The organism is Rhizobium sp. CCGE 510, assembly GCF_000292525.1.
Classification (GTDB): domain Bacteria; phylum Pseudomonadota; class Alphaproteobacteria; order Rhizobiales; family Rhizobiaceae; genus Rhizobium.
Genome location: NZ_AEYF01000053.1, coordinates 85,755 through 107,583, shown reverse-complemented (window position 1 = coordinate 107,583; position 21,829 = coordinate 85,755). Strand labels below are relative to the sequence as shown.

Genomic DNA, 21,829 nt, shown 5'->3' with positions numbered 1-21,829 from the left:
TCCGCATCCGGCATAGTTCCGCCGAGCGCGATGAGGCGTTTTCCCGACTCCACACGAATAAGCGTCTCCAACGCTTGGCGGACCAGAGTGGCGGTTTCTTTCGTGCCGGTTAGAGACCTAGCCCTTTCCACGAGGGTGTCGTCGAGATTGATAGTCGATCGCATCGTTTGGCTTCCTGATTATGGCGTTATAGATAGCACCATTTGGTGATAAAATCTACGCCTGATGTCCACTCCAATACGTCGGTCGTCGGCGCAACCCACTGCAGGGATCAACGACAGCCAGCGTCAAGACCACGGAAAGTACCGGAATGTCCGGCTATGATTCAGGCCAGACCGCGACAAGCTGCGTTCGCGCTGAGATTAAAGGCCGCAAGCGTCACATTGTCACAGATACGCATGGATTTCTGGTCTTCGTGCTCATCCATGCTGCCGACATACAGGATCGCGACGGCGCACCCCATGTCCTCAAGGCGATCCGCCGCCGTTTTCCGTGGCTGCGCCACATCTTCGCCGATGGTGGCTACGCCGGAGCCAAGTTGAGGCGAGCAATGTGCGGCCATGGTGACTGGACGATCGAAATCGTCAAGCGTTCGGATCACGCCAAGGGCTTCGTCGTCCTGCCCAAGAGATGGGTGGTGGAAAGGACTTTCGCCTGGCTTGGACGCTGCCGCCGTCTCGCCAAGGATTGGGAGAAATCGATCGAAAGCGCAACCGCATGGGCGCAAATCGCTTCAATCAGAATGCTCACAAGGCGCATCGCAAGATATTGGATATACGAATGAACTTTTGAATCGGGCTCTTAGAGCCTGGCCGAAAAAGAATTGAGTGAAATCAGCCAGTTGTGATTCTGTTTGTTTGCTTAGGACGAACGGAGACCACAATGGGCTGGACTTTTCACCCGTCGGCAATATGCCCGACACGCAATGCGGTATGCAAGCGATCTGACGGAACGGGAATGGGGATCGATCTCGCCTTGTCTACCTGGACCGAGGCGATTGGGCAGGCCGCGCAGCACCGATCGTCGCAAGGTCGTGAATGCGTTGCTTTACATTGCTACGACGGGCAGTGGCGGATGATGCCCAGGGATTTTCCGTCTTTTACAACTGTGCAGTCCTATTTCTACGAATGGCGAGCGACAGGGTTATGGGGTCGGATCAACCATCATCTTGTGATGGAGGCGCCTGAATTGGAAGGCCGGGAAGCCTCGCCGTCTGCAGGCGTAATCGATAGTCAAAGCGTGAAAACCACGGAAAGCGGGGGAATTTCGGGCTATGACGCGGGCAAGAAGATCAAGGGACGCAAGCGTCATCGATGGTCGGCCTCATCGTTCACAGCGCCGATATTCAGGATCGCGACGGCGCGCCTGCCGTCTTCAAAACCATTCTCAGGCGCTGGCCGTGGCTGAGACATATCTTCGCCGACGGTGGTTATGCCGGACCGAAGCTGAAGGGCACACTGCAAAAGATCGCTGCGTTCACGCTCCAGATTGTCAAGCGGACCGATAAGGCCAAGGGCTTCGAGGTTCTGCCGCGTCGCTGGGTCGTGGAGAGCACCTTCGCATCGCTTGGCAAATGCCGACGGTTGGCGAAGGATTGGGAAAAGTCCGTCGCACCAGCCGAGGCCGGGATCACTATCGCCCACATCCGGCTCCTGACACGGCGCTTGGCAAGGTACGGATATTGTTGAAACCTTTTCGAGTCAGGCTCTTAGCGGTGTAGGTATTGACCCAATTCATCAGGCTTAAGCTCAATTCGATGTCATGGAACTAGTCAACAACCTCCAGCAACCGAGGACCGCTTTCTTCACCACGGTGCGGCGGTCCATGAGATGCTGCATTGGTCTCTCGATTGCTTCATCTTCGGCAGGAGGCTTCTGGGGGGCATCGTCTGGTTTAGAAAGCACCTCCGACTAAGGCGACTGTTGCCGACCGCCGCTTCTGATTAGATGACATGTTTCCGGAAGAGAACATGCCTCGAAAATTTGAGCGTTTCCCGTTGCCTTTTGGACCTACGCCGATCGAGAAGCTCGACCGTCTCGGTAAGCGCGGGGGAGGAAACATTGAGAACAACGTCAAACGAGATGACTGCAAGTTCGCAACTTGCATTTGGCGGAAATAAGCTCCGCAAACTTTATTGCAGTGTTCCGGACGGTGAGTCGAGGCGGGTCCAGTGAGATTTGCCCAGGGCCGGCGCTTTTAACGCGGCGGCCTCGGCGCAGTCGACGACGTTCCCGCCCATCGGACGAAAACTGGCGGGGCAACTTCGACGTCGAAGATGGCGCGGATTGTTGCACGAAAGCCTGCCGCGGGGACATCCCAATGCAGGTCGCCGACTATCGGACGCAGACCGGCGTTAGAGCAGGCTTTTGTCAGACATGTACTCAGCGGTTGTCGGCATTGAGACTGAATGGCGGGAGCTTGACACTACGCGCTGCTACGAAATGCCTGCTGAGCCCACGAATTCACCTCGGCACGCGATTTGCTATGGTCACGGTATGTCGCCAATCGCAGCGCGATGGTCTTCGGGCGGTGCGTCGCTGTTCGCGTCTCGTGAGGTCCCGATGGTTTGCTGTGGCAATGATAGTGGCTCCGTTGTGACCGGGAAAATCTCAGGAGTGTTGGATGCGATCTAGAGTTCTTCATTTGCGAGCCACAACGATCGCCCACGTCGCGGGCGGTACAGCCAAAGCGGCAGACCTTGAGCCAGGAGGGAGGCCGGGGGTGTGGGACTGGTCTGGAAGTTATGTTTGCGGACGGGTCGGTAGGTGGGTGCGGTCGAACCTGCTGCGCCAATTCCTACGGTCGGGCGACCTATGGCGATACCGACATGTTCGATTTCAACCGGCTGCACAACCCGCACCTGCCGCTCGGCTAGGGGCTGTATCTGTGCCTGGGCGCTGCGCTGGCGCGCCCGGAATTGGGAAGTGCCTTCCCCCCGCCGTTCGTGCGGTCGGACGATCTGGCGCTGGTAATCGCCGCAGAGGACGTCGTCTACGCGCTGTCTCAACTCATTTGCTGCCCGCAGTCTGCCCATCATCTTCCGCCCCTTCCAGGCTCAGAGAGTAAAGCGTCACCATGTCCGAACAATCCTTGCCGGCGCTGCCGATGTGGCGGGTCGATCACATCGAGCCCTCGCCCGAGATGTTGGCGCTACGTGCCAAAGGTCCGATCCACCGCGTGCGCCTTCCGTCCGGGCACGAATGCTGGTGGGTGACAGGCTATGACGAGGCCAAGGCGGTGCTGTCTGACGCGGCATTCCGGCCCGCGGGAATGCCTCCGGCGGATTTCACCCCGGATTCGGTCATTCTCGGTTCGCCGGGATGGCTGGTCTCGCACGAAGGGGACGAGCATGCTCGGTTACGCACGATCGTGGCGCCGGCCTTCAGCAACAGCAGGGTGAAGCTGCTTACGCAGCAGGTCGAGGCGATCACCGTGCAGTTGTTCGATACGCTGGCGGTTCAGCCCCAGCCCGCAGACTTGCGACGCCATGTCTCCTTTCCGCTTCCGGCCAAGGTAATCAGCGCGCTGATGGGCGTGCCCTTCGAGGAACACGCCTTTTTCGCAGGACTCTCCGACGAGGTGATGACGCACCAGCATGAAAGCGGCCCGCGCAGCGCGTCGTGCCTGGCCTGGGAAGAGCTCCGCGCCTACATTCACGGCAAAATACGGGGCAAGCGACAGGATCCGGGCGATAACCTGCTGACGGATCTGCTCGCCGCGGTCGACCAGGGCAAAGCGACCGAGGAAGAGGCGATCGGCCTCGCGGCGGGCGTGCTGGTGGCGGGGCACGAGAGCACCGTCGCGCAGATCGAATTCGGCCTGCTGGCCATGTTTCGCCATCCGCAACAGCGCGAACGCCTGGTCCGCGATCCGTCCCTGGTGGACAAGGCGGTGGAGGAAATACTGCGCATGTATTCGCCTGGTGCGGGCTGGGACGGCATCATGCGCTATCCCCGGACCGACGTGACCATCGCAGGCGTGCATATACCCGCGGAGAGCAAAGTACTGGTCGGCCTGCCGGCGACCTCGTTTGATCCGCGCCATTTCAAAGACCCGGAAGTCTTCGACATCGGACGCGACGCAAATCCCCACCTGGCGTTCTCCTACGGGCAGCACAATTGCATCGGGGCGGCGCTGGCCAGGCTGGAACTGAAGGCCGTATTCGGTTCGATCTTCCAGCGCTTTCCCGCGTTGCGCCTGGCCGTGGCGCCCGAAGAACTGAAGTTGCGCAAGGAGATCATCACCGGCGGGTTCGAGGAGATGCCGGTGATCTGGTGCGGACGCCGCCCGGTATCGCAATTTTCTCATTTGACGGCGCCTGGCGCGCGCCGGTCAGATCAGCCACCCGACAGGTAACCAAGATGGACGTGCAAGAAACCAAGGCAGCATGCCACGACGCCTTCGCCGAGCTGGCGTCGCCAGCATGCATCCAAGACCCGTACCCGTTCATGCGGTGGTTGCAAGAGCACGATCCGGTGCACCGCGCGGCGTCGGGCATCTTTCTGTTGAGCCGCCACGCCGACATCTACTGGGCGTTCAAGGCCACGGGCGATGCGTTTCGGGGACCGGCGCCATCCGAACTGGCGCGCTATTTCCCGCGTGCGGCGAGCAGCCTGTCGCTCAATCTGCTGGCGTCCACGCTAGCCATGAAGGAACCACCGACGCATACGCGTCTGCGCCGGCTGATTTCGCGCGATTTCACCGTGGGCCATATCGACAACCTGCGGCCGAGCATCGCGCGCATCGTCGCAGCCCGCCTGGATGGCATGGCGCCCGCACTAGAGCGAGGAGAGGCGGTGGACCTGCATCGGGAATTCGCACTGGCCTTGCCCATGCTTGTCTTCGCTGAATTGTTCGGCATGCCCCAAGACGACATTTTCGAGCTCTCAGGGATCGTCAGCGCCATTCTAGAAGGCCTGAGCCCGCACGCCAGCGATCCACAGCTCGCCGCGGCGGACGTGGCCAGCGCCAGGGTGAAGGCCTATTTCGCCGACCTCATATTGCGCAAGCGCGCCGATCCCTGCCGCGACATCGTGTCGACACTGGTCGGCGCACACAGCGACGATGCCGACACGCTTTCGGACGCGGAGTTGATCAGCATGCTGTGGGGCATGTTGCTGGGCGGCTTCGCCACCACTGCTGCGACTATCGACCATGCGGTGCTGGCGATGCTGGCCTACCCCGAGGAGCGGCACTGGCTGCAGGGAGACGCCGCAGGGGTGGAGGCATTCGTGGAAGAAGTACTGCGCTGCGAGGCGCCCGCCATGTTCAGCTCCATTCCGCGTATCGCCCAGCGCGACATCGAATTGCGTGGCGTGGTGATCCCGAAGGACGCGGACGTGCGCGTGCTGATCGCGGCCGGCAATCGCGACCCGGACGCTTTCGCTGATCCCGACCGATTCGATCCGGTGCGGTTCTACGGCACCAGGCCTGGCATGTCGAACGACGGAAAGATTATGCTGAGCTTCGGCCACGGCATCCACTTCTGCCTAGGTGCGCAACTCGCCAGGGTGCAGCTGGCCGAGAGCCTGCCGCAGATCCAGGCGCGCTTCCCCACGCTGGCCTTGGCCGAGCAGCCGACCCGGGAGCCCTCAGCGTTCCTTAGGACGTTCCGCGCGCTGCCGGTGCGGCTGCACGCGCAGGCGGCGGCTGAGGTTCGCGTCGTGGTCGACCAGGACCTGTGCGGAACCACTGGTCAGTGCGTGTTGACGCTGCCGGGCGCCTTTCGTCAGCGCGAACCGGACGGCGTGGCCGAAGTGTGCATGGCGACGGTCCCGCAGGCGCTGCACGCCGCCGTGCGGCTAGCAGAAAGCCAGTGCCCGGTCGCGGCCATTCGGGTGATCGAAAGCGAAGCCGGCGATAACCACTGCACCAACCCCGGCCCTACGCCCTCTCAGGCAGACGCTGAGCGACATGCAGCGAAAGACCTACGCAATCCAGGAGAACATGATGGAACGATTTAAAGGCAAGGTGGCCGTGGTGACCGGCGCCGGCGCCGGGATCGGCAAGGCATGCGCCCTCGCCATCGCACGCGAGGGCGGAAGAGTGGTGGTGGCCGACATTGATGGCCCCGCTGCCATCGCCTGCACCGCACAGATCGCAGCCGAAGCGGGCCAAGCGCTGGCCGTGGCCATGGACATCGCAGATGCGCAGGCGGTGGCAGAGCTTTTCCAAACGGCGAAGCGGCGCTTCGGTGGGGTAGACGTGCTTGTGAACAATGCGAGCGCCATGTATTTGACCCCGCACGACCGCGCGATCCTCGACCTGGACGTGGCGGTCTGGGACAAGACCATGGCGACCAATTTGCGCGGCACGCTCCTCTGCTGCCGGCAGGCCATCCCAGAAATGATCACCCGCGGTGGTGGCGCGATCGTGAACATGTCATCGTGCCAAGGGCTCAGCGGCGACACCGCACTGACGTCCTACGCCGCGTCGAAGGCCGCAATGAACATGCTGTCGGCCTCGCTTGCCACCCAGTACGGACACGCGAAGATCCGCTGCAACGCGGTTGCGCCAGGTCTTATCATGACGGAACGCCTCTTCGCCAAGCTGGACGAGTGCATGCAACGGCATCTACACCGGCACCAGCTCCTGCCGCACGTCGGCCGCCCCGAGGACGTAGCCGCGCTGGTCGCATTCCTGCTCTCCGACGAGGCTGCGTTCATCACCGGCCAGGTGTTGTGTATCGACGGCGGCATGTTGTCGCATGTTCCAACCTACGCCGACGGTGGCAACAGCGCGGCTCTGCCGGCCGGTGACGCCGCCCAAGCAGCCGCAACGTCGCACTGGTGATGGACATGCTGCTCAACCCGCTGAACCGCTGGCACCGGCTACGGGACGACATCCCGGTCATGCCTGGCGCTTTCCCCCTGGTTGGGCATCTTCCCGCCATCGTCTGCGATCTGCCGCGCCTGCTGCGGCGCGCCGAAAGGACGCTAGGCAGCCACTTCTGGCTGGATTTCGGCCCGGCCGGACACCTGATGACATGCCTGGATCCGGATGCGCTCGCATTGCTCCGGCACAAGGAAGTGTCCTCGGCACTGATCGAAGAGATGGCGCCCGACATCCTTGGCGGAACGTTGGTCACTTTGGACGGTAGCGCGCACCGGCAGGCGCGCGATGGGATAAAGGCGGCGTTTCTGCCCAGGGGTCTGACCGAGGCCGGCATTGGCGAGCTGTTCGAACCAATTATTCGGGCTCAGGTCAGGGCGTGGCGCGACCGCGGTGAAGTCGCTATCCTGCCAGACACCCGCAACCTGATGCTTAAACTCACCTTCAGTCTCATGGGCATCCCCGCCCAAGACCTGTCGGAGTGGCATCGCAAGTACCGACAACTGCTACAATTGATGGTCGCGCCCCCGATCGACCTGCCGGGGATGCCATTGCGGCGCGGCCGCGCCGCCCGCGATTGGATCGACGCGCAGTCGCGCCAGTTCATCCGGGACGCGCGCGCGCGCGCCGCGCGCACCGGGTTGATCAACGACATGGTGAGCGCCTTCGATCGCAGCGACGGCGCACTCTCCGATGACGTCCTGGTCGCCAATATCCGCTTGCTGCTGCTTGCCGGCCACGAGACCTCCGCCTCAACGATGGCCTGGATGGTGATCGAGCTGGCGCAGCAGCCAGAGCTGTGGGACGCCCTGGTCGAAGAGGCGCAACGCGTGGGCGCGGTGCCGACCGGGCACGAGGACCTGGCGCAATGTCCGGTCGCAGAGGCACTGTTTCGGGAGACGCTACGAATGCATCCGGCTTCCTCGCTCGTACCGCGTCGCGCGATGCAGGAATTACAACTCGGCCAGCGGCGCATTCCTGCGGGCACTCATTTGTGCATCCCACTGCTGCATTTCTCGACCTCGGCGCTGCTGCACGAAGCGCCTGATCAGTTCCGTCTGGGACGGTGGCTAAAACGCACGGAGCCGATCCGGCCGGTGGACATGCTGCAGTTCGGTGCCGGCCCACACGTCTGCATGGGCTATCATCTAGTATGGCTGGAGCTGGTGCAGTTCAGCATCGCCTTGGCATTGACCATGCAGGAGGCCGGGGTGCGGCCGCGGTTGATGAGCGGCGTCGAAAATGGCCGGCGCTATTACCCGACCGCACATCCGTCCATGACAATCCGCATCGGATTCTCATGAGCTGGGATCGTCTGCCCCGTGTCAGGAGGCAGCGGCGCCGGCGATGGGCGGCATTACTGCACTCGGCGCGCGCGCCCGGTGCGACGCCGGCAACACCGCGGCTCGCCGCTCGCCGCGGCATTCTCTGTCACGTACAAGGAGATGAACAACATGCAGACGGGTTCCATGCTAAACGACGACCGAACTGGCGTTTCCCCGTTCGGCGGATTGGGCGCGCAGGCGTGCGGCGGAGTGCCGGTGCGCGCGTCCGTACGCATGGTCGCGCTATGCGCCGTCGCGGAGGATGCCGCGCGTTACGCTGTTCCGCGCGCTGGATCGCTATCGCGCCTGTTTCGGATCGTAGGTGGTCGAGGATGACACGCCAGCGGATGACACGACGCTGGGCAAGCCCCCGGCAAGCATGTGGCGGAGAAGAATGCAACCGGCGTGCCGATCACGGAGCTGCATGCAGCGCGCCAGTCAGTGCCGGGCCTATGGCCCGAGGCCGAGGAAGCCATCACCCCACTGCGGCCGCGTGCGGAGCGGTTGGCGCAGGCCGTGCAGCGGGCCAAAAGGGTATCTGTTCAAGCACGCGCCGTGCGCATGGGCGCCGGTCGGCACGGAGGCGCCGCCGTACCGCTGCGATCCGCCGGCGGCAGCGCTAGATGCTACATTGTGTCCGATTCCACGGCGCAGATCGCAGCGGTTGCCCACCGCGGTCCGCCGCGCTGTCCGGCGGACCGCCGCCAGCATAGGTGCGCTTCGCCGCGACGGGCCCGCGGCGGTGCCCGGCGTCCGCCCCATCCTGCTTCTCGTCAACTGCCTGCAGAGGGAACATCCCGCATGAATGCGCTGTCCGAACAGATCCTTTCTGAATTGCGCCACCTGCTGAACGAGACGCGCGATGGCGGCAGCGTCAGTCCCTCCGTTTACGACACGGCGCGCGTTTTGCACTTCCGCGGCAACGTCACCGGTCGGCAGAACGCATACGCGTGGCTCATGGCGCAGCAACAGGCTGATGGCGGGTGGGGAAGTGCTGACTTCCCACTGTTCCGCCATGCACCCACGTGGGCGGCGTTGCTTGCATTGCAGCGTGCCGATCCTCTTCCCGGCGCTGCGGACGCAGTTCAGGCTGCAACGCGGTTCCTCGAGCGCCAGCCGGATCCCTACGCAGATGCGGTGCCGGAAGACGCGCCGGTAGGCGCGGAGCTGATCCTGCCGCAGATCTCCGGCGAGGCCGCATCCTTGGTGGACGACGTGGTGTTTCCGCGCTACCCGGCGCTGTTGCCGTTGCGGCAGGCGTGCCTGGCCAAGTTGGGGACGGTGGGACCGCTGCCGAGCGGCCATCCGTTGTTGCACTCCTGGGAAGCCTGGGGCACGTCGCCGACCACGGCATGCCTGGACGACGACGGCAGCATCGGCATCAGCCCGGCGGCAACCGCCGCGTGGCGTGCGCACGCCCTCACACAGGCGAGCGCGCCAGAGGTCGGGCGTGCCGACAGGTATCTTCAGGCCGCATCGCGCGCGGCGCGTAGCGGCATTGAAGGTGTCGTTCCTAGCGTCTGGCCGATCAACGTATTCGAGCCATGCTGGTCGCTGTACACCCTGCATCTGGCCGGGTTGTTTTCGCATCCCGCGCTCGCCGAGGCGGTAGGCGTGATCGTCGCGCAGCTCGATGCCTGTCTGGGCGTGCGCGGTCTAGGTCCGGCCTTGCACTTCGCGGCCGATGCGGACGACACCGCCGTTGCGTTGTGCATCCTGCGCCTAGCAGGACGCAACCCGGCTGCCGACGCGTTGCGCCATTTCGAAATCGGCGGGCTGTTCGTTACCTTCCCCGGCGAGCGCAATGCCTCGGTGTCGACCAACATCCACGCCCTGCATGCGTTCAGACTGTTGGGAAAGCCCACCGCCGGCACCAGCGCTTACCTTGAGGCCAATCGCAACCCGGACGGTCTATGGGACAATGAAAAATGGCACGTTTCGTGGCTGTATCCCACCGCGCATGCAATTGCTGCGCTCGCGCAAGGCGTGCCCCAGTGGCGCGACGAGCGCGCGCTGGCGGCGCTGTTGCAGGCGCAGTGCGACGACGGCGGCTGGGGCGCCGGTCGCGCGTCAACATTTGAGGAAACCGCCTATGCGCTGTTCGCCTTGCACGTGATGGATGGGCGCGAAGAGCCGACAGGGCGCGCCCGCATCGCGCTGGCGGTCGCGCACGCGTTGGAGTGGATGCTCGCTCGCCATGAGGCGCATGAATTGCCGCAGACGCCGCTGTGGATCGGCAAGGAATTGTATTGCCCGACCCGGGTCGTGCGCGTGATCGAACTCGCCGGCTTGTGGCTGGCTCTTCGTTGGGGGCGGCGCATCCCGGCCGAGGGAGCAGGAGGAATAGCGCAATGATCCCGACCGAAAGCGCGCTGCAGCAAGTACTGGAGTGGGGGCGTTCTCTAACCGGATTCGCCGACGAGCATGCCGTGGAAGCAGTTAGGGGCGGACAGTACATCCTGCAGCGTATCCAACCGAGCCTGCACGATACCAGCGCCCGCACCGGCCGGGATCCGCAGGACGAAAAGCTGATCGTGGCGTTTTATCGCGAGTTGGCGCTACTGTTTTGGCTCGACGATTGCAACGACCTTGGCCTGATCGCGCCAGAGCAGCTGGCCGCGGTGGAGCAGGCGCTGGGGCAGGGCGGCCCATGCGCGATCCCCGGGTTCGAGGGCTGCGCTGTGCTGCGCGCTTCCCTGGCCGCGCTCGCCTACGATAGGCGCGACTATACTCAGCTTCTTAACGATACCCAGTGCTACTGCGCGGCGCTTCGCGCCGGACACGCGCAGGCGGCGGGGGCGCAACGCTGGTCTTACGCCGAATACTTGCACAATTCCATCGATTCGATCGCCTACGCGAACGTGTTCTGTTGCCTGTCGTTGCTTTGGGGGCTGGACATGGCGACCCTGCGCGCGCGTCCGGCGTTTCGCCAGGTACTGCGGCTCATCTCCACGATAGGGCGCCTGCAGAACGATCTGCATGGACGCGCCAAGGATAGGTCGGCGGGAGAGGCCGACAACGCTGCCATCCTGCTCCTGCAGCGTTATCCGGCTATGCCTGTGGAGGATTTCCTCAACGACGAGCTGGCCGGCCATGAGCGCATGCTGCACCGAGTGATGGTGGAGGAACGCTTTCCTGCGCCATGGGGACCGTTAATCGAGGCCATGGCGGCCATTCGCGCGAAGTACTACGAGACCTCGATCAGCCGCTACGGCAACGATGCTGCGGGGGGAGGCCAGCGTGCGCCGGCGTGAACGCACGGGAGGCGGCGGCGTGCGCGTAGCGCCCTCGGTCCGATCCGACGCAACGCCAACGCCCAATACGGCGGATAGAGCGAGCATGTGCGACGACGCCCTGACCCGGCGCAAGGACGACCATCTGGACCTCGTGCTTAATCGGCGAACGGCGCCAGCCACGGTCGCCGCCGGCTGGGAGCAAATCCGGTTCGAACACTGCGCACTACCCGAGCTGGACCTGACGCAGATCGGACTGCGCACCTCGCTGTTAGGCAAGCCCATGCGTGCGCCGCTGCTGATCAGTTCCATGACCGGCGGAATGCCACGCGCCGAGGCCATCAATCGGCATCTGAGCGAGGCGGCGCAAGCCTTGGGGATCGCCATGTGCGTCGGTTCGCAGCGCGTGAGCCTGCAATCGCGCAATTCCCAGGGACTGACGCGCGCGCTTCGCCGCCTGGCGCCTGACATTCCCTTGCTGGCCAATATCGGCGCCGCGCAACTGCGTGAGGCCGACGGCCTTGATCTGGCGCGCCGGGCTGTCGATGCGCTGGAGGCTGATGGGCTGATCGTCCATCTCAATCCGCTGCAGGAAGCGCTACAGCCGGATGGCGACCGCGACTGGCGCGGCGTCCTGGCGCAGATGGCTCGCGCCGCGCGTAGCGTGGGCGTGCCGATCGTGGCCAAAGAAGTGGGGTCGGGCCTGTCCGCCTCGGTGGCCTGCGCGCTCGTCGAGGCGGGTGTTGCGGTGATTGATGTCGCCGGAGCGGGCGGCACCAGTTGGGCCGCGGTGGAGGGCGAGCGCGCCCGCGATGCCGCCGGCCGTGCAGTGGCGATGGCGTTCGCCGATTGGGGGATCCCGACACCGGCCAGCTTGCAGGCGGTACGTCGGGCGCTGCCAACGGTGAAGCTTATCGCTTCCGGCGGGATCCGCGATGGCGTCGACGTGGCCAAGGCCATTCGCCTGGGCGCGGACATCGCCGGGCAGGCAGCCGGCGTGCTGCCAGCGGCTACGGTATCGACCGAAGCGGTCGTCGCGCATTTCGAGGTCGTCATCCGCCAGTTGGCCGTCGCCTGCTTTTGCACCGGCTCACCTGATCTGGCGACGTTGCGCCAGGCGCGCTTGTTGCCCTCCGCGCATCCGCCAGCTGGATGATGCCGGCGTCGCTCGCTCGTGTCGGCCGGCGCCTAGCTGGTTGCAAAAACCGTTAACGCTAAAGCTAGACCTCTAATCCACCTGGCCCACGGGTTCGATACAGGGAACGAAGTGTTCATGAGGCAGCTGTCGACGATGAAGCGGTAATGATGCCGCCGGTTAGCTAGGTTATGCGTAACGGAATTCGGAGCTCATAAAGGTGCGCAATCCAGCGCCGCTTGTTGAATTAGCCCGGCTTTTCCCGGTCCCGCCACGCCTTTGCAAAGTGCATGATTCAGCCAGTTAACGAAGGACCGTTTGTGAGGGCTGGCAGGAACGGTGTCACCTATCTGTTCGAGATACGCGTAAAATCTGGCGGCTGCGCTGTCCAATCCTTCGCCGCGAACGATACTGGGCCGCTTCAGCTGCGTGTCCACGGCAGGCAATTTGCCAAGCACTTCGGCGCGACCGACTGTATCTGCGATGTCGTCGGCGATCTGATACGCATGCCCGAGCAATTCCCCCACCTTAGACCATGGGGCCGGATCAACATCACTTGCCAGGGCACCGCACGTGGCCGCTGCGACAAAGAGGGAGCCGGTCTTGTAATGGTGATAGCGGTCGATTGGGACGTGCGTCATTGCCTCCATCGACTGTCCGGCGATCAGTCCGTGACTGGGGCCGACCGCCTCCGCAACCACCTCGATCATGCGCGCGCCCAACTCAGGTGTTAGCGCAGCCTGCAAGCTGAGGTATTTGAAAGCCATTACAATCAAGGCATCGCCAGCCAAAACGGCGATAGGCTCTCCGAAAAGCCGGTGCACCGTCGGTCTGCCGCGGCGTAACGCGGCGTTATCGAAGCAAGGCAAGTCGTCATGCACCAACGAGGCACAGTGTAGCAATTCAATTGCTGCCGCGGCTCTTGTCGCCAGCTCAGGATGTCTTTCGCCGCACACATAGGAGACTTTCAAGCAGAGCTTGGGGCGCATCCGGGAGCCACCTGGAAACACTGCCGCGTCTAGCGCTCCACGCAGGTGAGCCGGCGCAGCCGGACTTAGAGCAGTATCCATGGCAGCTTGCAGCGCATGCTCGATGAGCTTGTCGCTATCGCCAACGACGTCGGCTTGGTGATTCGAAATCATATCGCATCTCCACTTTTGAGACGAAAACGAACATCGGGCCTAGTCCAACCGGTGCCAAACAAAAGGCCAATTTCGCTGTGTCTCTTCAGGTTCCAGGGCGCCGTTAAGTTTAGCGGGTTGCGGCGGCCAACATGCGGCACCGGCGTCACCAATGAACCCGCGTGCCAGTGGGAGCCCTAACTCGGCAAGGCGATCTCCCGCTGGAATCCCTCGAAGCAGTCCCATTCGCGGCGACATGACATCTGGACGAATTCCGTTATTTCGATCGCGTGCGAAAAACATTGGCTCTGGCGGCGCTGTCGGCCAGAATGGCATTGCTCTAGACGTCTTGATCCAAAGCCGAAGAGGCCCCCGCGCTGAGCGGTGGCTCGTGACAAAGCTCTTTGGATCGGCTGCACGCCGCCGCGCGTGATGATCGCTGACGAGCTCCGTTCGTAGGGTACGACATGGGCGAAGATGGGCCTTACATCTAAAAGTGTTGGTCATCGTCGATAGTAACCACTGGAGCTTGGACCGGAACCATTGCCGGCAGAGATCTGGGCTCTTACAAGCAATTGGTGTGCCACCAGAGCATTGTTAGTGAATGTTTCAATGGCGACAGAAGGCGCCTTCCGGTGCTCACCGTGTGTCGGGAGTCGTAGATTGTGCCACTCCGCCTAGTATGTGAACGCCGTCAACCTTGCGAGCGATCCGTCCGAAGGCCGACCCAGCATTGGGAGTGAATTGGGTCGAGCTCACAGTGCACGTCGGCACTTGCATCATGCCAACCTGTCAATGTGCGAGATCGCACGCGACTGTTATCTTTGCGTCAATTGCGATCGAACCAATGCTTTTGACGCTTCACGAGGTTACGCTGCCGATAGAACCCAGCGTGAGAAGACGACTGAGCCCTTCCTGTTGCTCTTCGGCGCGATGTTGCCGAAGCCTTACACTCGACCGGCTTGGCGAGGATTTCGGCGCTGCCGTAGCCCTAGTCGGCCGGCAGGAAACCGCTTCGAGAAGTCGTTCCCCGACCGCCTTTTGCTAGCGGACTAAAAGGTCGGAGCAGGTGGATATGCAGCGCTCTCTTTCGATAGCTTGGTTGAAGGAGGCGGAATTTCGAACCTACACGCTTGCGGGAGCGGTAACCGATATGGGTTCTTGGCTGGGTGATCTCCAGCACGGCGGAGCTTTCCCAGCTAGCCAAATGGGATATCCTGGGACGGGGAAATGGATCGGTTTTCGAGATTATTTTTTTCGTCCTCAACGATGACGGCTTAGGAGGCGTGGACTCTTGGGATTCCCAAGAGAGCTATGATGTGATTCAAGACTGCTTTTTGGAGGCAGTCATGGGTGTTTTTGACCGTTTGATTCTTCGAGACGATCAATGGGATCGGCTGTCGCAGCATATTATCGGCGATGATCGAACGCGTGGTTCTTCGGGTCGCGACAACCGCATGTTCGTCGAAGCGGTCTTGTGGATCGTGCGCACAGGGTCACCTTGGCGCGATCTGCCGGACGCGTTCGGCGATTGGAACAGCGTGTTTCGTCGCTTCAGCCGGTGGAGCCAGAAGGGTGTCTGGTGGCGTGTTTTCGAAGCGATGTCGGATGACAGTGATTTTGAATATCTGATCGTCGACAGCACCATCATCCGGGCTCATCAACACGCCGCGGGTGCAAAAAAGGGGCTGAAGATCAGGCGCTTGGCCGTTCCCGCGGCGGCTTGAGCACCAAAATTCACATGGCAGTGCGTGGCCTTGGATGCCCTGTTCGCTTCGTGCTGACTGCCGGCCAGAAAGGCGATGCACCACAAGCCGACGCCTTAATCGAGGGCATGCCAGCCGAGGTCGTCATGGCCGATACCGCCTACGACAGCGACCGGCTACGCCAGGCTATTGCCGACAAGGGCGCGAAAGCGGTGATACCCAACAATCCGTCCCGCGCCCGCAAATACCCACTCGATAAGCAACTCTACGCTCAACGTTATCTCGTCGAGTGCTGCTTCTCAAAACTCAAGCAGTTTCGACGCATCGCCACACGATATGAGAAAACCGTGCGAAACTACCGGGCCATGATCGCTCTGGCCGCAACAATCCTATGGCTTAGGTAAGTGTCCACAACTCCTAGAAGATGTTGAGCATTGAATGTGAATTTTCGCTCAAATTCGACGCTAACCTAGATGATTTAGTGGCGGGTTCGGCCATAGCAACAGATCTTTCACGGAACTGGGCGACCGGTCTCAGCGCCTGTTTTGCATGCATTCCTGAAGCAATTTGGCTAAACCCTTAAATATTTGCTATAACGCAAAAAATGCCCAAAATGGGTATTTAAAACGGTTGTAGTGTGGCGATGACAAGTGGTTCAAATCCGTTCAGTTGGCGCACGCTTACAACGAGTGGCAGGAAAACAGGGACGTGCGGTGACGGAAGATCTAACAAGCTACAGAAGTTCGAGAGGCCTCGTCAGCACCGCCGATCCGGAGGTTGACAAGCCGATCTGTCGAAAGCCAGGTTTCGACGGCAAAATTACATCCCTGGGACACATGGAGGAATTGATCAGCGCGTTCCTGAAAAAGACACGCGAAGCGCAAGGCCTGTCTCGTGCGGACGTTGCTCCAATGCTTGGTCTGTCCATCCCTGTATACGGACGCTATGAGCGGGCATTTTCCAAAATGACTGTTACCCGGATGATCCATCTGTGTGAGATTCTTGGCTTTATGCCTATCGATATGATCTTTGAAGCTGCGCCACATCTTTGGGGCCGTACATCGGAGGAGGCCGAGGATTGTCTCACACTGGCTCGGGTTCTCAGGAGGCTTCCGAAGGGCACGACGCGCGATCTTATTCGGCTCCTGCAGCGAATGATCCCCGATGACGACGATAGCGACAGGGGTATCAGTGATGTAGCGGAGACCGTGAAGTGAGCTGGGTTTGTCTATGACGCCCCCGACCAGTAGCAGTATTGGTGATAGCCGGGTGTCGCAGCCGACGCGCTGTCGTCGGTGTGCAGACACCCGCAATCTCACAACTTAGCTTTTCACTCGCATTTCCGTCTGAACACAATACGTGCCGATTGCGCAATATTCGATCGTTGGTTGGCGTCGATCTTGCTCGATGCTCGAGCGATCCGTCGACGAGCGACGCCAAGTCTATTTGCATGCGCTTTGCTTCGACAGTAGGGTCTGTGATTAACTCCCACATTGGGTTCTCCTGCTCAATGCCATGTGGGTATTCGAGCTGCCGGCGCGCATGCTTTTTTCAATTACTAAATCGAAGCCTGTCCTCTCCGCGCCTCTGTTTCATCGCGCCGATCCCTTTGTGCCATTCGGCTCGGAAATAGCCTTTCGACATCACGGATCAGGTTCCGCGAAAAGGGGTCGAGTCGCCGAGACGGGAAACGCAGCTAGACAAACCTCGCTGTTCATGGCTGCCGCCCTTCAGAGGTACTATGAGGGCATCGCCTAGGGCAGCCGACACGCGCAGCCGTGATTGGTTGGCCGTGAGCCGAGAGTCTCCACGTGCAGGACAAAAGACCACCATGCCCGCACACGACGTCCCGGAAGGTGTTCATAGCCAATTTGGCGCAATTGGATAATCCTTGCGTGAAGCGATTTCGGTGTTGGCTAGATCTATGTACTCGCGCTCACTGATATATTTGAGTGAACGATAGCTATCGGGTGAGGTTCGCGTGGACAAAAATGCGCCAAATGAGACCGAAATCGAAACATTGGTGGTTCCAAGCACATCACTTTCCGGATAAAGAGCTCTGGCGCATTTACCTCAGTCGGAGCAATGTCAGGACCATCATTGAAGCAATGGATTGATGAACTCGGTTTGCAACAAGTCGATGATCCAGGCATAGACAAGCCGGTCTATCGAAAACCTTTTGACGGACGGATTGCACTTAGCGCCGAACTCGAAAACTTGATCAGCGTCAGCCTTCGCGAAGCCCGCGATAAGCGAAAACTCCCGCGCTCGAAACTGGCGCCCTTGCTTGGCATCACTAAGCAGGTCTACGGCCGGTACGAAAATGGAGTATCCCGCTTGACCGTGAGCCGACTGATTCATCTGTGTGAGGTCTTGGATGCGACTCCGGAAGAGATTATCGCCCCGGCGGCACCTTATCTTTGGGGCGAAACTGAAACCAAAGCGGTTCTGCTGTTGGCTACTATCGTGAAGTTGCGGACTTTCGATGAAGAGATTTTGCAAGATATTTACAGCTTACTAAGCCGCATAGACGAGACCGGTAGCGATAGCGGCGATGGTGGCGTGAAAGTCGCGTCTACCAGCGCCACTGCAGACGATCGCGAATAGGACGTAGATCGCTCGCATCAAGAAACAGAACGTGCGTCCGTCCCTGATGAAGTTCTATCAGAAACCGCAACCAAACGCTCGCGCCGTTGCAAGTTGCCGAAGCGAGCTTTGCGCGCGGTTAGGACTACAGCCGACCATTCATCGCCAAATCTCTGCGGGACATAGTTGGGTAAACGGGGAGGCGCATGTTGGGTCAATCGGTCCAACTCATCCCTGCTCTCGGCCGCTGAAGGGGTTGCGCGGTCGTCTTATACCAACCGTCATTGATCAGAACCCTTGCGCCCATTTGCGTCTTCCGATCGACATGATGTTCCATGGGCGCTCCTGGAGGGTTCTCCAAGCGTAGCAGCAGTGGTCGACGATATCCTCGTAGGACTTGAAGACGCGGTTTGAGAGCCAGTTGTCCCTCATGAACTGCCAGATGTTTTCGACCGGGTTCAACTCGGGCGATTTTGGCGGTAGTGGCAGGATGGTGATGTTTTCAGGAACGACGAGATTGTTGGACATGTGCCATCCCGCTTGGTCCATGATGAGAACGGCGTGGGCATTGTCAGCAACGTTGCGGGAGATCTCTATCAGGTGCTGGTTCATGGCATGAGTGTCGCACCACGGCATGACGAGAGCGGCAGCCTTGCCCTGCTTGGGGCAGATGGCACCGAAGATATAGGCCGACCGGGTTCGCTGGTCGTGCGGCGCGGAGGGCCTTGACCCCCGCTTGGCCCAGCGGCGGGTGATCTTGTTCTTCTGGCCTATCCGCGCTTCGTCCTGGAACCAGATTTCGATCACTTTGCCCTTGGCGGGACCGGCGGTGATTTCTGCCACAGCGGCGGGGAAGTTTTTTTAGATGCCTCCGCCGCCTCCGGATCCTGCGCATGATGTCTTGGGCGAGCCAAGAGCTTGCGATACCCCATGGCACGCATTTCGCGACCCAGGGTCTCCTCGCTCACTGAGATGCGGAACTCTTCCCAAATCCATTGGGCCAGATCACACAGACGCCACCGAACGACGCCATCAAGATAAGGCGTCGGTCCGCGCTCGATGGCTTGCGCCAACGCCGTTCGCTGTTCGTCGTTCAGGAGAGAAGGCTTTCCCGGAGCCTTGCCGTTGATCAGCCCGTCGGGACCGCGAGTATTGAAGCGCACCACCTAATCGCGCACGATCTGAACTGTCACGCTGCCAAGCCGGGCGGCATCGGCGCGTGAGCCACCATCATAGATCGATGCGAGCGAAAGAAGCCGCCGCGCCTGATCGGCATCGCGCGTCTGACGGGCCAGACGCCGCAACATGGACCCGTCGAAATCCGAACGCAAAGAAAGCGCTGATTCCATCGCAAACCTCCTGTTTACGCCAAAGATTCAGATTCGTTGGCCGTTGGGAATCCCCACGCGAGTCACGCTCAATGACGGCTGGTATTACGCGGCAAGTGCCAGGAAGGTCACGTCAAAGCCTAAGAAACCAGTCTATTCATCATCCAAAGCATCGATGATTCCATTGATACAATTAATTTTACCAATCTCCCATGATGGTGCATTAGGAATCTTGATCTCAGACGCGAGTGACAGCGAAACCTTCGACGGTCCGGACTGGCTATATCGCGAACCCGAGCAACGGCGCCGACCTGCAGCGGAGTGACCGCTGCTTCGATCAAACAATGCGTGCTTCAAAACAGCAGCAAGAAATACCAAAGGAGGTCTTTGCATGCGTTCTGAGGTGCGGTGGAAGCTGTGCTGGGAAAACGAGCTGGACATCATCGACCATGTCGATCCTCCCGAGTTCTTTCGCAAAGACTATGGGCCGACCGGGGTCTTCAATACAAAGCTTTTCAGCGGTAGCCAAAGCTGGGCAAGGCGCGCCGACAACGTGCATTGGCAGGCGACCGGCTTTGACAAGGGCGCGCGCGCGGCGATGAAGAGCCAGCGGCCAGCCGTCCTGTGGTTCACCGGACTTTCCGGCTCCGGCAAGTCCACAATCGCCAATGCGCTCGACCGGTTGCTGCATGCCCGCGGTAAGCACACCTACATGCTCGACGGCGACAACGTGCGCCACGGGCTCAATCGCGACCTAGGCTTCAACCAGCCTGATCGTGTCGAGAACATCCGCCGCGTCGCCGAGGTCGCTAAGCTGATGGCCGATGCTGGGCTGATCGTGCTCGTATCCTTGATCTCGCCGTTCCGCGGCGAACGCCGGATGGCTCGCGAACTGATGGAGGAGGGGGAGTTCATCGAAATCTTCGTCGACACGCCGCTCGAGGAATGCGCGCGGCGCGATCCGAAGGGGCTTTATCGGAAGGCGTTCGCTGGCAAGATAGCCAATTTCACCGGCGTTTCCTCACCGTACGAGATCCCTGAGAGCCCTGAGTTGCATCTCGAAACGGTTGGCCACGACCCTGCGGCGTTGGCGTTTGAGATCGAACAGTTCCTCGAAAGGCGAATGGAGCAAAGTGCCGCATGATTGTGAGAGTGCGGAGGCTTGAGCATTGGCGGCTTGAGGCGGCCGCGGCGGTCCTTGGCTATTAACTACGCGGTGGTCATTGCAGCCCCCAGGCGGCCGCGCCAACGTCCGATGCTATGTTCGCTTCAGCAGGAGACAGCCGATCACGCGCTCACGGCCGGCTTACTGAAACGGAGAAAAGATATGTCTGATGCAAAGCTGCAGGGCGTGCTTTCGGCTCTTTCGCCGGTGGCGAGACAGCTAAATGCGCTACCCTCCAATCAACCGGGGCGAGATGCAAAATGCGTTAAACTAAACACGAATGAGAATCCATTTCCGTTGCCGATGATGGTGATGCAAAGTGCGCTGGCGGCCCTCGAACGGCATTATCTGTATCCCGAAGATGACAATCTGAGTTTGCGCGACGCAGCCGCCAATGCGTATGGCCTCTCCCAGGATCAGGTGATCGCCGGGAACGGCTCGTCTGAGCTGCTCGGGCTCATCTACAGAGCATTCCTAGACCCGGGAGATAGCGTGGCGATGATATCGCCAGGTTTTTCCTTTAACCGCAAACTTGCCATGTTGCAGGGTGCTCGACTTCTCGAAATCGAATGGGGCGAGTCTTATTCTCTGCCGATCGAGCAGCTGCTTCTCGGTCCAGCAAGAGATGCAAAATTCATACTGCTGGCCAATCCGAACAATCCGACCGGAACATTCGTTCCCGTGGACGAAATCGACCGCCTCGTCGCGCAATCGGACCAATTGATAGTGGTGGACGAAGCGTATGTCGACTTTGCGCCCGATGATGCCCTGCGCCTCGTCGATCGCCATTCAAACCTTCTGATATTGAGAACATTTTCGAAAGGCTTTGCAGCCGCTGGAATACGTGTTGGTTTCGGCTTTGGTCATCCTGAGCTTATTGGGAGGCTCCGCATCCTCCAAAATGTCTTCAATATGAACGTAATCGGCCATGCGGTGGGCATTAGTATCCTTTCGCACCGCGCCGACTACCACGAGAACCACAAATATATTAAACATGAAAGACACAGAACGACGACTGCCTTGTCTCAATTAGGCTTTTCTGTGATCCCCTCCCACACAAACTTTTTGCTTGCTCGGGTGCCCCCCGCACAAGATGGCAAATGGTGGCAAGCGTCTTTGGCTAGGCAGAACGTACTTGTAGCCGTCTTTGCCGATGCCGGATTGGAAAATTATATTCGCGTCAGCATCGGCACCAGAACCCAAATGGATGCGTTCCTTTCAGCTGCCAGGGACATCATTTCTGGAAGCATGAAGACGCAGAGCTAGCCGGTTCGAACTATTGCTCACTGCTTGTCACGTGGCAATAAGATCACAAATAGGCGCAACACAGTAAGGCATGCGCAGTCTCGATTCCCTTGATTACGCGTGTTGTTAGCGCACGAGTGGAGCACCCGGTCAC

The 21,829-nt window shown here is 60.6% G+C and carries 13 protein-coding genes and 7 pseudogenes; 17 read left to right on the top strand and 3 right to left on the bottom strand.

Annotated elements, in window-relative coordinates:
• Nucleotides 1-164: type II toxin-antitoxin system VapB family antitoxin (locus RCCGE510_RS34240; RefSeq protein WP_007636937.1), on the bottom strand; the 164-nt coding region annotated here is incomplete at its 3' end.
• A gap of 88 nt (nucleotides 165-252) precedes the next feature.
• Here RCCGE510_RS34240 and RCCGE510_RS30730 point away from each other — a divergent pair.
• The 10 genes and pseudogenes from RCCGE510_RS30730 to fni all read left to right on the top strand — a co-directional run.
• A pseudogene (locus RCCGE510_RS30730) lies at nucleotides 253-784 on the top strand (IS5 family transposase); the annotation flags it as partial.
• A gap of 98 nt (nucleotides 785-882) precedes the next feature.
• Nucleotides 883-1,688: pseudogene (locus RCCGE510_RS30725) on the top strand (IS5 family transposase).
• 281 nt (nucleotides 1,689-1,969) lie between these two features.
• A pseudogene (locus RCCGE510_RS35860) lies at nucleotides 1,970-2,150 on the top strand (aminocyclopropane-1-carboxylate deaminase/D-cysteine desulfhydrase family protein); the annotation flags it as partial.
• Nucleotides 2,151-3,075: 925 nt separating this feature from the next.
• Nucleotides 3,076-4,356: a cytochrome P450 gene (locus RCCGE510_RS30715; RefSeq protein ID WP_007636928.1), complete on the top strand. Its 1,281-nt coding sequence runs from the start codon at nucleotides 3,076-3,078 to the stop codon at nucleotides 4,354-4,356.
• A gap of 5 nt (nucleotides 4,357-4,361) precedes the next feature.
• On the top strand, nucleotides 4,362-5,963 hold the full coding sequence (locus RCCGE510_RS30710; RefSeq protein ID WP_007636926.1) for a cytochrome P450: 1,602 nt from the start codon (nucleotides 4,362-4,364) through the stop codon (nucleotides 5,961-5,963).
• On the top strand, nucleotides 5,950-6,792 hold the full coding sequence (locus RCCGE510_RS30705) for an SDR family oxidoreductase (RefSeq protein ID WP_007636924.1): 843 nt from the start codon (nucleotides 5,950-5,952) through the stop codon (nucleotides 6,790-6,792). Before RCCGE510_RS30710 ends, RCCGE510_RS30705 begins: the two co-directional genes overlap by 14 nt.
• Nucleotides 6,792-8,135, top strand: coding sequence for a cytochrome P450 (locus RCCGE510_RS30700; RefSeq protein WP_007636923.1), 1,344 nt, complete (start codon nucleotides 6,792-6,794; stop codon nucleotides 8,133-8,135). The genes RCCGE510_RS30705 and RCCGE510_RS30700 overlap by 1 nt, the downstream gene beginning before the upstream one ends.
• Nucleotides 8,136-8,957: 822 nt before the next feature.
• Nucleotides 8,958-10,511: a hypothetical protein gene (locus tag RCCGE510_RS30695; RefSeq protein WP_007636921.1), complete on the top strand. Its 1,554-nt coding sequence runs from the start codon at nucleotides 8,958-8,960 to the stop codon at nucleotides 10,509-10,511.
• Nucleotides 10,508-11,410 carry a hypothetical protein gene (locus RCCGE510_RS30690; RefSeq protein WP_007636919.1) on the top strand — a complete coding sequence of 301 codons (903 nt, stop codon included), beginning with the start codon at nucleotides 10,508-10,510 and terminating at the stop codon, nucleotides 11,408-11,410. Before RCCGE510_RS30695 ends, RCCGE510_RS30690 begins: the two co-directional genes overlap by 4 nt.
• An 85-nt stretch (nucleotides 11,411-11,495) precedes the next feature.
• Nucleotides 11,496-12,545 carry a type 2 isopentenyl-diphosphate Delta-isomerase gene (fni, locus tag RCCGE510_RS30685; protein WP_007636917.1) on the top strand — a complete coding sequence of 350 codons (1,050 nt, stop codon included), beginning with the start codon at nucleotides 11,496-11,498 and terminating at the stop codon, nucleotides 12,543-12,545.
• Between the two features lie 191 nt (nucleotides 12,546-12,736).
• Here fni and RCCGE510_RS30680 read toward each other — a convergent pair whose 3' ends face one another.
• The gene (locus RCCGE510_RS30680; protein ID WP_007636915.1) at nucleotides 12,737-13,666 is read right to left on the bottom strand and encodes a polyprenyl synthetase family protein; all 930 of its coding nucleotides are present in this window, start codon (nucleotides 13,664-13,666) and stop codon (nucleotides 12,737-12,739) included.
• A 255-nt stretch (nucleotides 13,667-13,921) separates the two neighbouring features.
• Here RCCGE510_RS30680 and RCCGE510_RS35855 point away from each other — a divergent pair.
• The 4 genes and pseudogenes from RCCGE510_RS35855 to RCCGE510_RS30660 form a co-directional block, all read left to right on the top strand.
• Nucleotides 13,922-14,101, top strand: a pseudogene (locus RCCGE510_RS35855) (DDE-type integrase/transposase/recombinase); the annotation flags it as partial.
• Nucleotides 14,102-14,994: 893 nt separating this feature from the next.
• Nucleotides 14,995-15,755 (top strand): IS5 family transposase gene (locus RCCGE510_RS34230; protein WP_085989791.1). Its coding sequence is split into 2 segments (ribosomal slippage): nucleotides 14,995-15,322 and nucleotides 15,322-15,755, totalling 762 coding nucleotides; the frame shifts between segments, so codons are not numbered across the junction.
• A gap of 309 nt (nucleotides 15,756-16,064) precedes the next feature.
• Nucleotides 16,065-16,568 (top strand): helix-turn-helix transcriptional regulator, encoded by a 504-nt coding sequence (locus tag RCCGE510_RS30665; protein WP_007636909.1) that lies wholly within the window; start codon nucleotides 16,065-16,067, stop codon nucleotides 16,566-16,568.
• A gap of 883 nt (nucleotides 16,569-17,451) precedes the next feature.
• Nucleotides 17,452-17,958, top strand: coding sequence for a helix-turn-helix transcriptional regulator (locus tag RCCGE510_RS30660; protein WP_007636907.1), 507 nt, complete (start codon nucleotides 17,452-17,454; stop codon nucleotides 17,956-17,958).
• 267 nt (nucleotides 17,959-18,225) lie between these two features.
• Here RCCGE510_RS30660 and RCCGE510_RS34225 read toward each other — a convergent pair.
• Nucleotides 18,226-19,286, bottom strand: a pseudogene (locus tag RCCGE510_RS34225) (IS630 family transposase).
• Nucleotides 19,287-19,656: 370 nt separating this feature from the next.
• Here RCCGE510_RS34225 and RCCGE510_RS34995 point away from each other — a divergent pair.
• The 3 genes and pseudogenes from RCCGE510_RS34995 to hisC all read left to right on the top strand — a co-directional run.
• A pseudogene (locus RCCGE510_RS34995) lies at nucleotides 19,657-19,794 on the top strand (adenylyl-sulfate kinase); the annotation flags it as partial.
• A gap of 9 nt (nucleotides 19,795-19,803) precedes the next feature.
• Nucleotides 19,804-20,409 (top strand): annotated as a pseudogene (cysC, locus tag RCCGE510_RS30645) (adenylyl-sulfate kinase); the annotation flags it as partial.
• A 183-nt stretch (nucleotides 20,410-20,592) separates the two neighbouring features.
• Nucleotides 20,593-21,696 carry a histidinol-phosphate transaminase gene (gene hisC / locus RCCGE510_RS30640; RefSeq protein ID WP_007636900.1) on the top strand — a complete coding sequence of 368 codons (1,104 nt, stop codon included), beginning with the start codon at nucleotides 20,593-20,595 and terminating at the stop codon, nucleotides 21,694-21,696.
• Nucleotides 21,697-21,829: the final 133 nt, after the last annotated feature.

Excerpts from the sequence above, each read along its gene's own strand:
- RCCGE510_RS30715 (WP_007636928.1), top strand. The coding sequence starts at position 3,076 with ATGTCCGAACAATCCTTGCCGGCGCTGCCGATGTGGCGGGTCGATCAC.
- RCCGE510_RS30710 (WP_007636926.1), top strand. The coding sequence starts at position 4,362 with ATGGACGTGCAAGAAACCAAGGCAGCATGCCACGACGCCTTCGCCGAG.
- RCCGE510_RS30705 (WP_007636924.1), top strand. The coding sequence starts at position 5,950 with ATGGAACGATTTAAAGGCAAGGTGGCCGTGGTGACCGGCGCCGGCGCC.
- RCCGE510_RS30700 (WP_007636923.1), top strand. The coding sequence starts at position 6,792 with ATGGACATGCTGCTCAACCCGCTGAACCGCTGGCACCGGCTACGGGAC.
- RCCGE510_RS30695 (WP_007636921.1), top strand. The coding sequence starts at position 8,958 with ATGAATGCGCTGTCCGAACAGATCCTTTCTGAATTGCGCCACCTGCTG.
- RCCGE510_RS30690 (WP_007636919.1), top strand. The coding sequence starts at position 10,508 with ATGATCCCGACCGAAAGCGCGCTGCAGCAAGTACTGGAGTGGGGGCGT.
- fni (WP_007636917.1), top strand. The coding sequence starts at position 11,496 with ATGTGCGACGACGCCCTGACCCGGCGCAAGGACGACCATCTGGACCTC.
- RCCGE510_RS30680 (WP_007636915.1), bottom strand. The coding sequence starts at position 13,666 with ATGATTTCGAATCACCAAGCCGACGTCGTTGGCGATAGCGACAAGCTC.
- hisC (WP_007636900.1), top strand. The coding sequence starts at position 20,593 with ATGTCTGATGCAAAGCTGCAGGGCGTGCTTTCGGCTCTTTCGCCGGTG.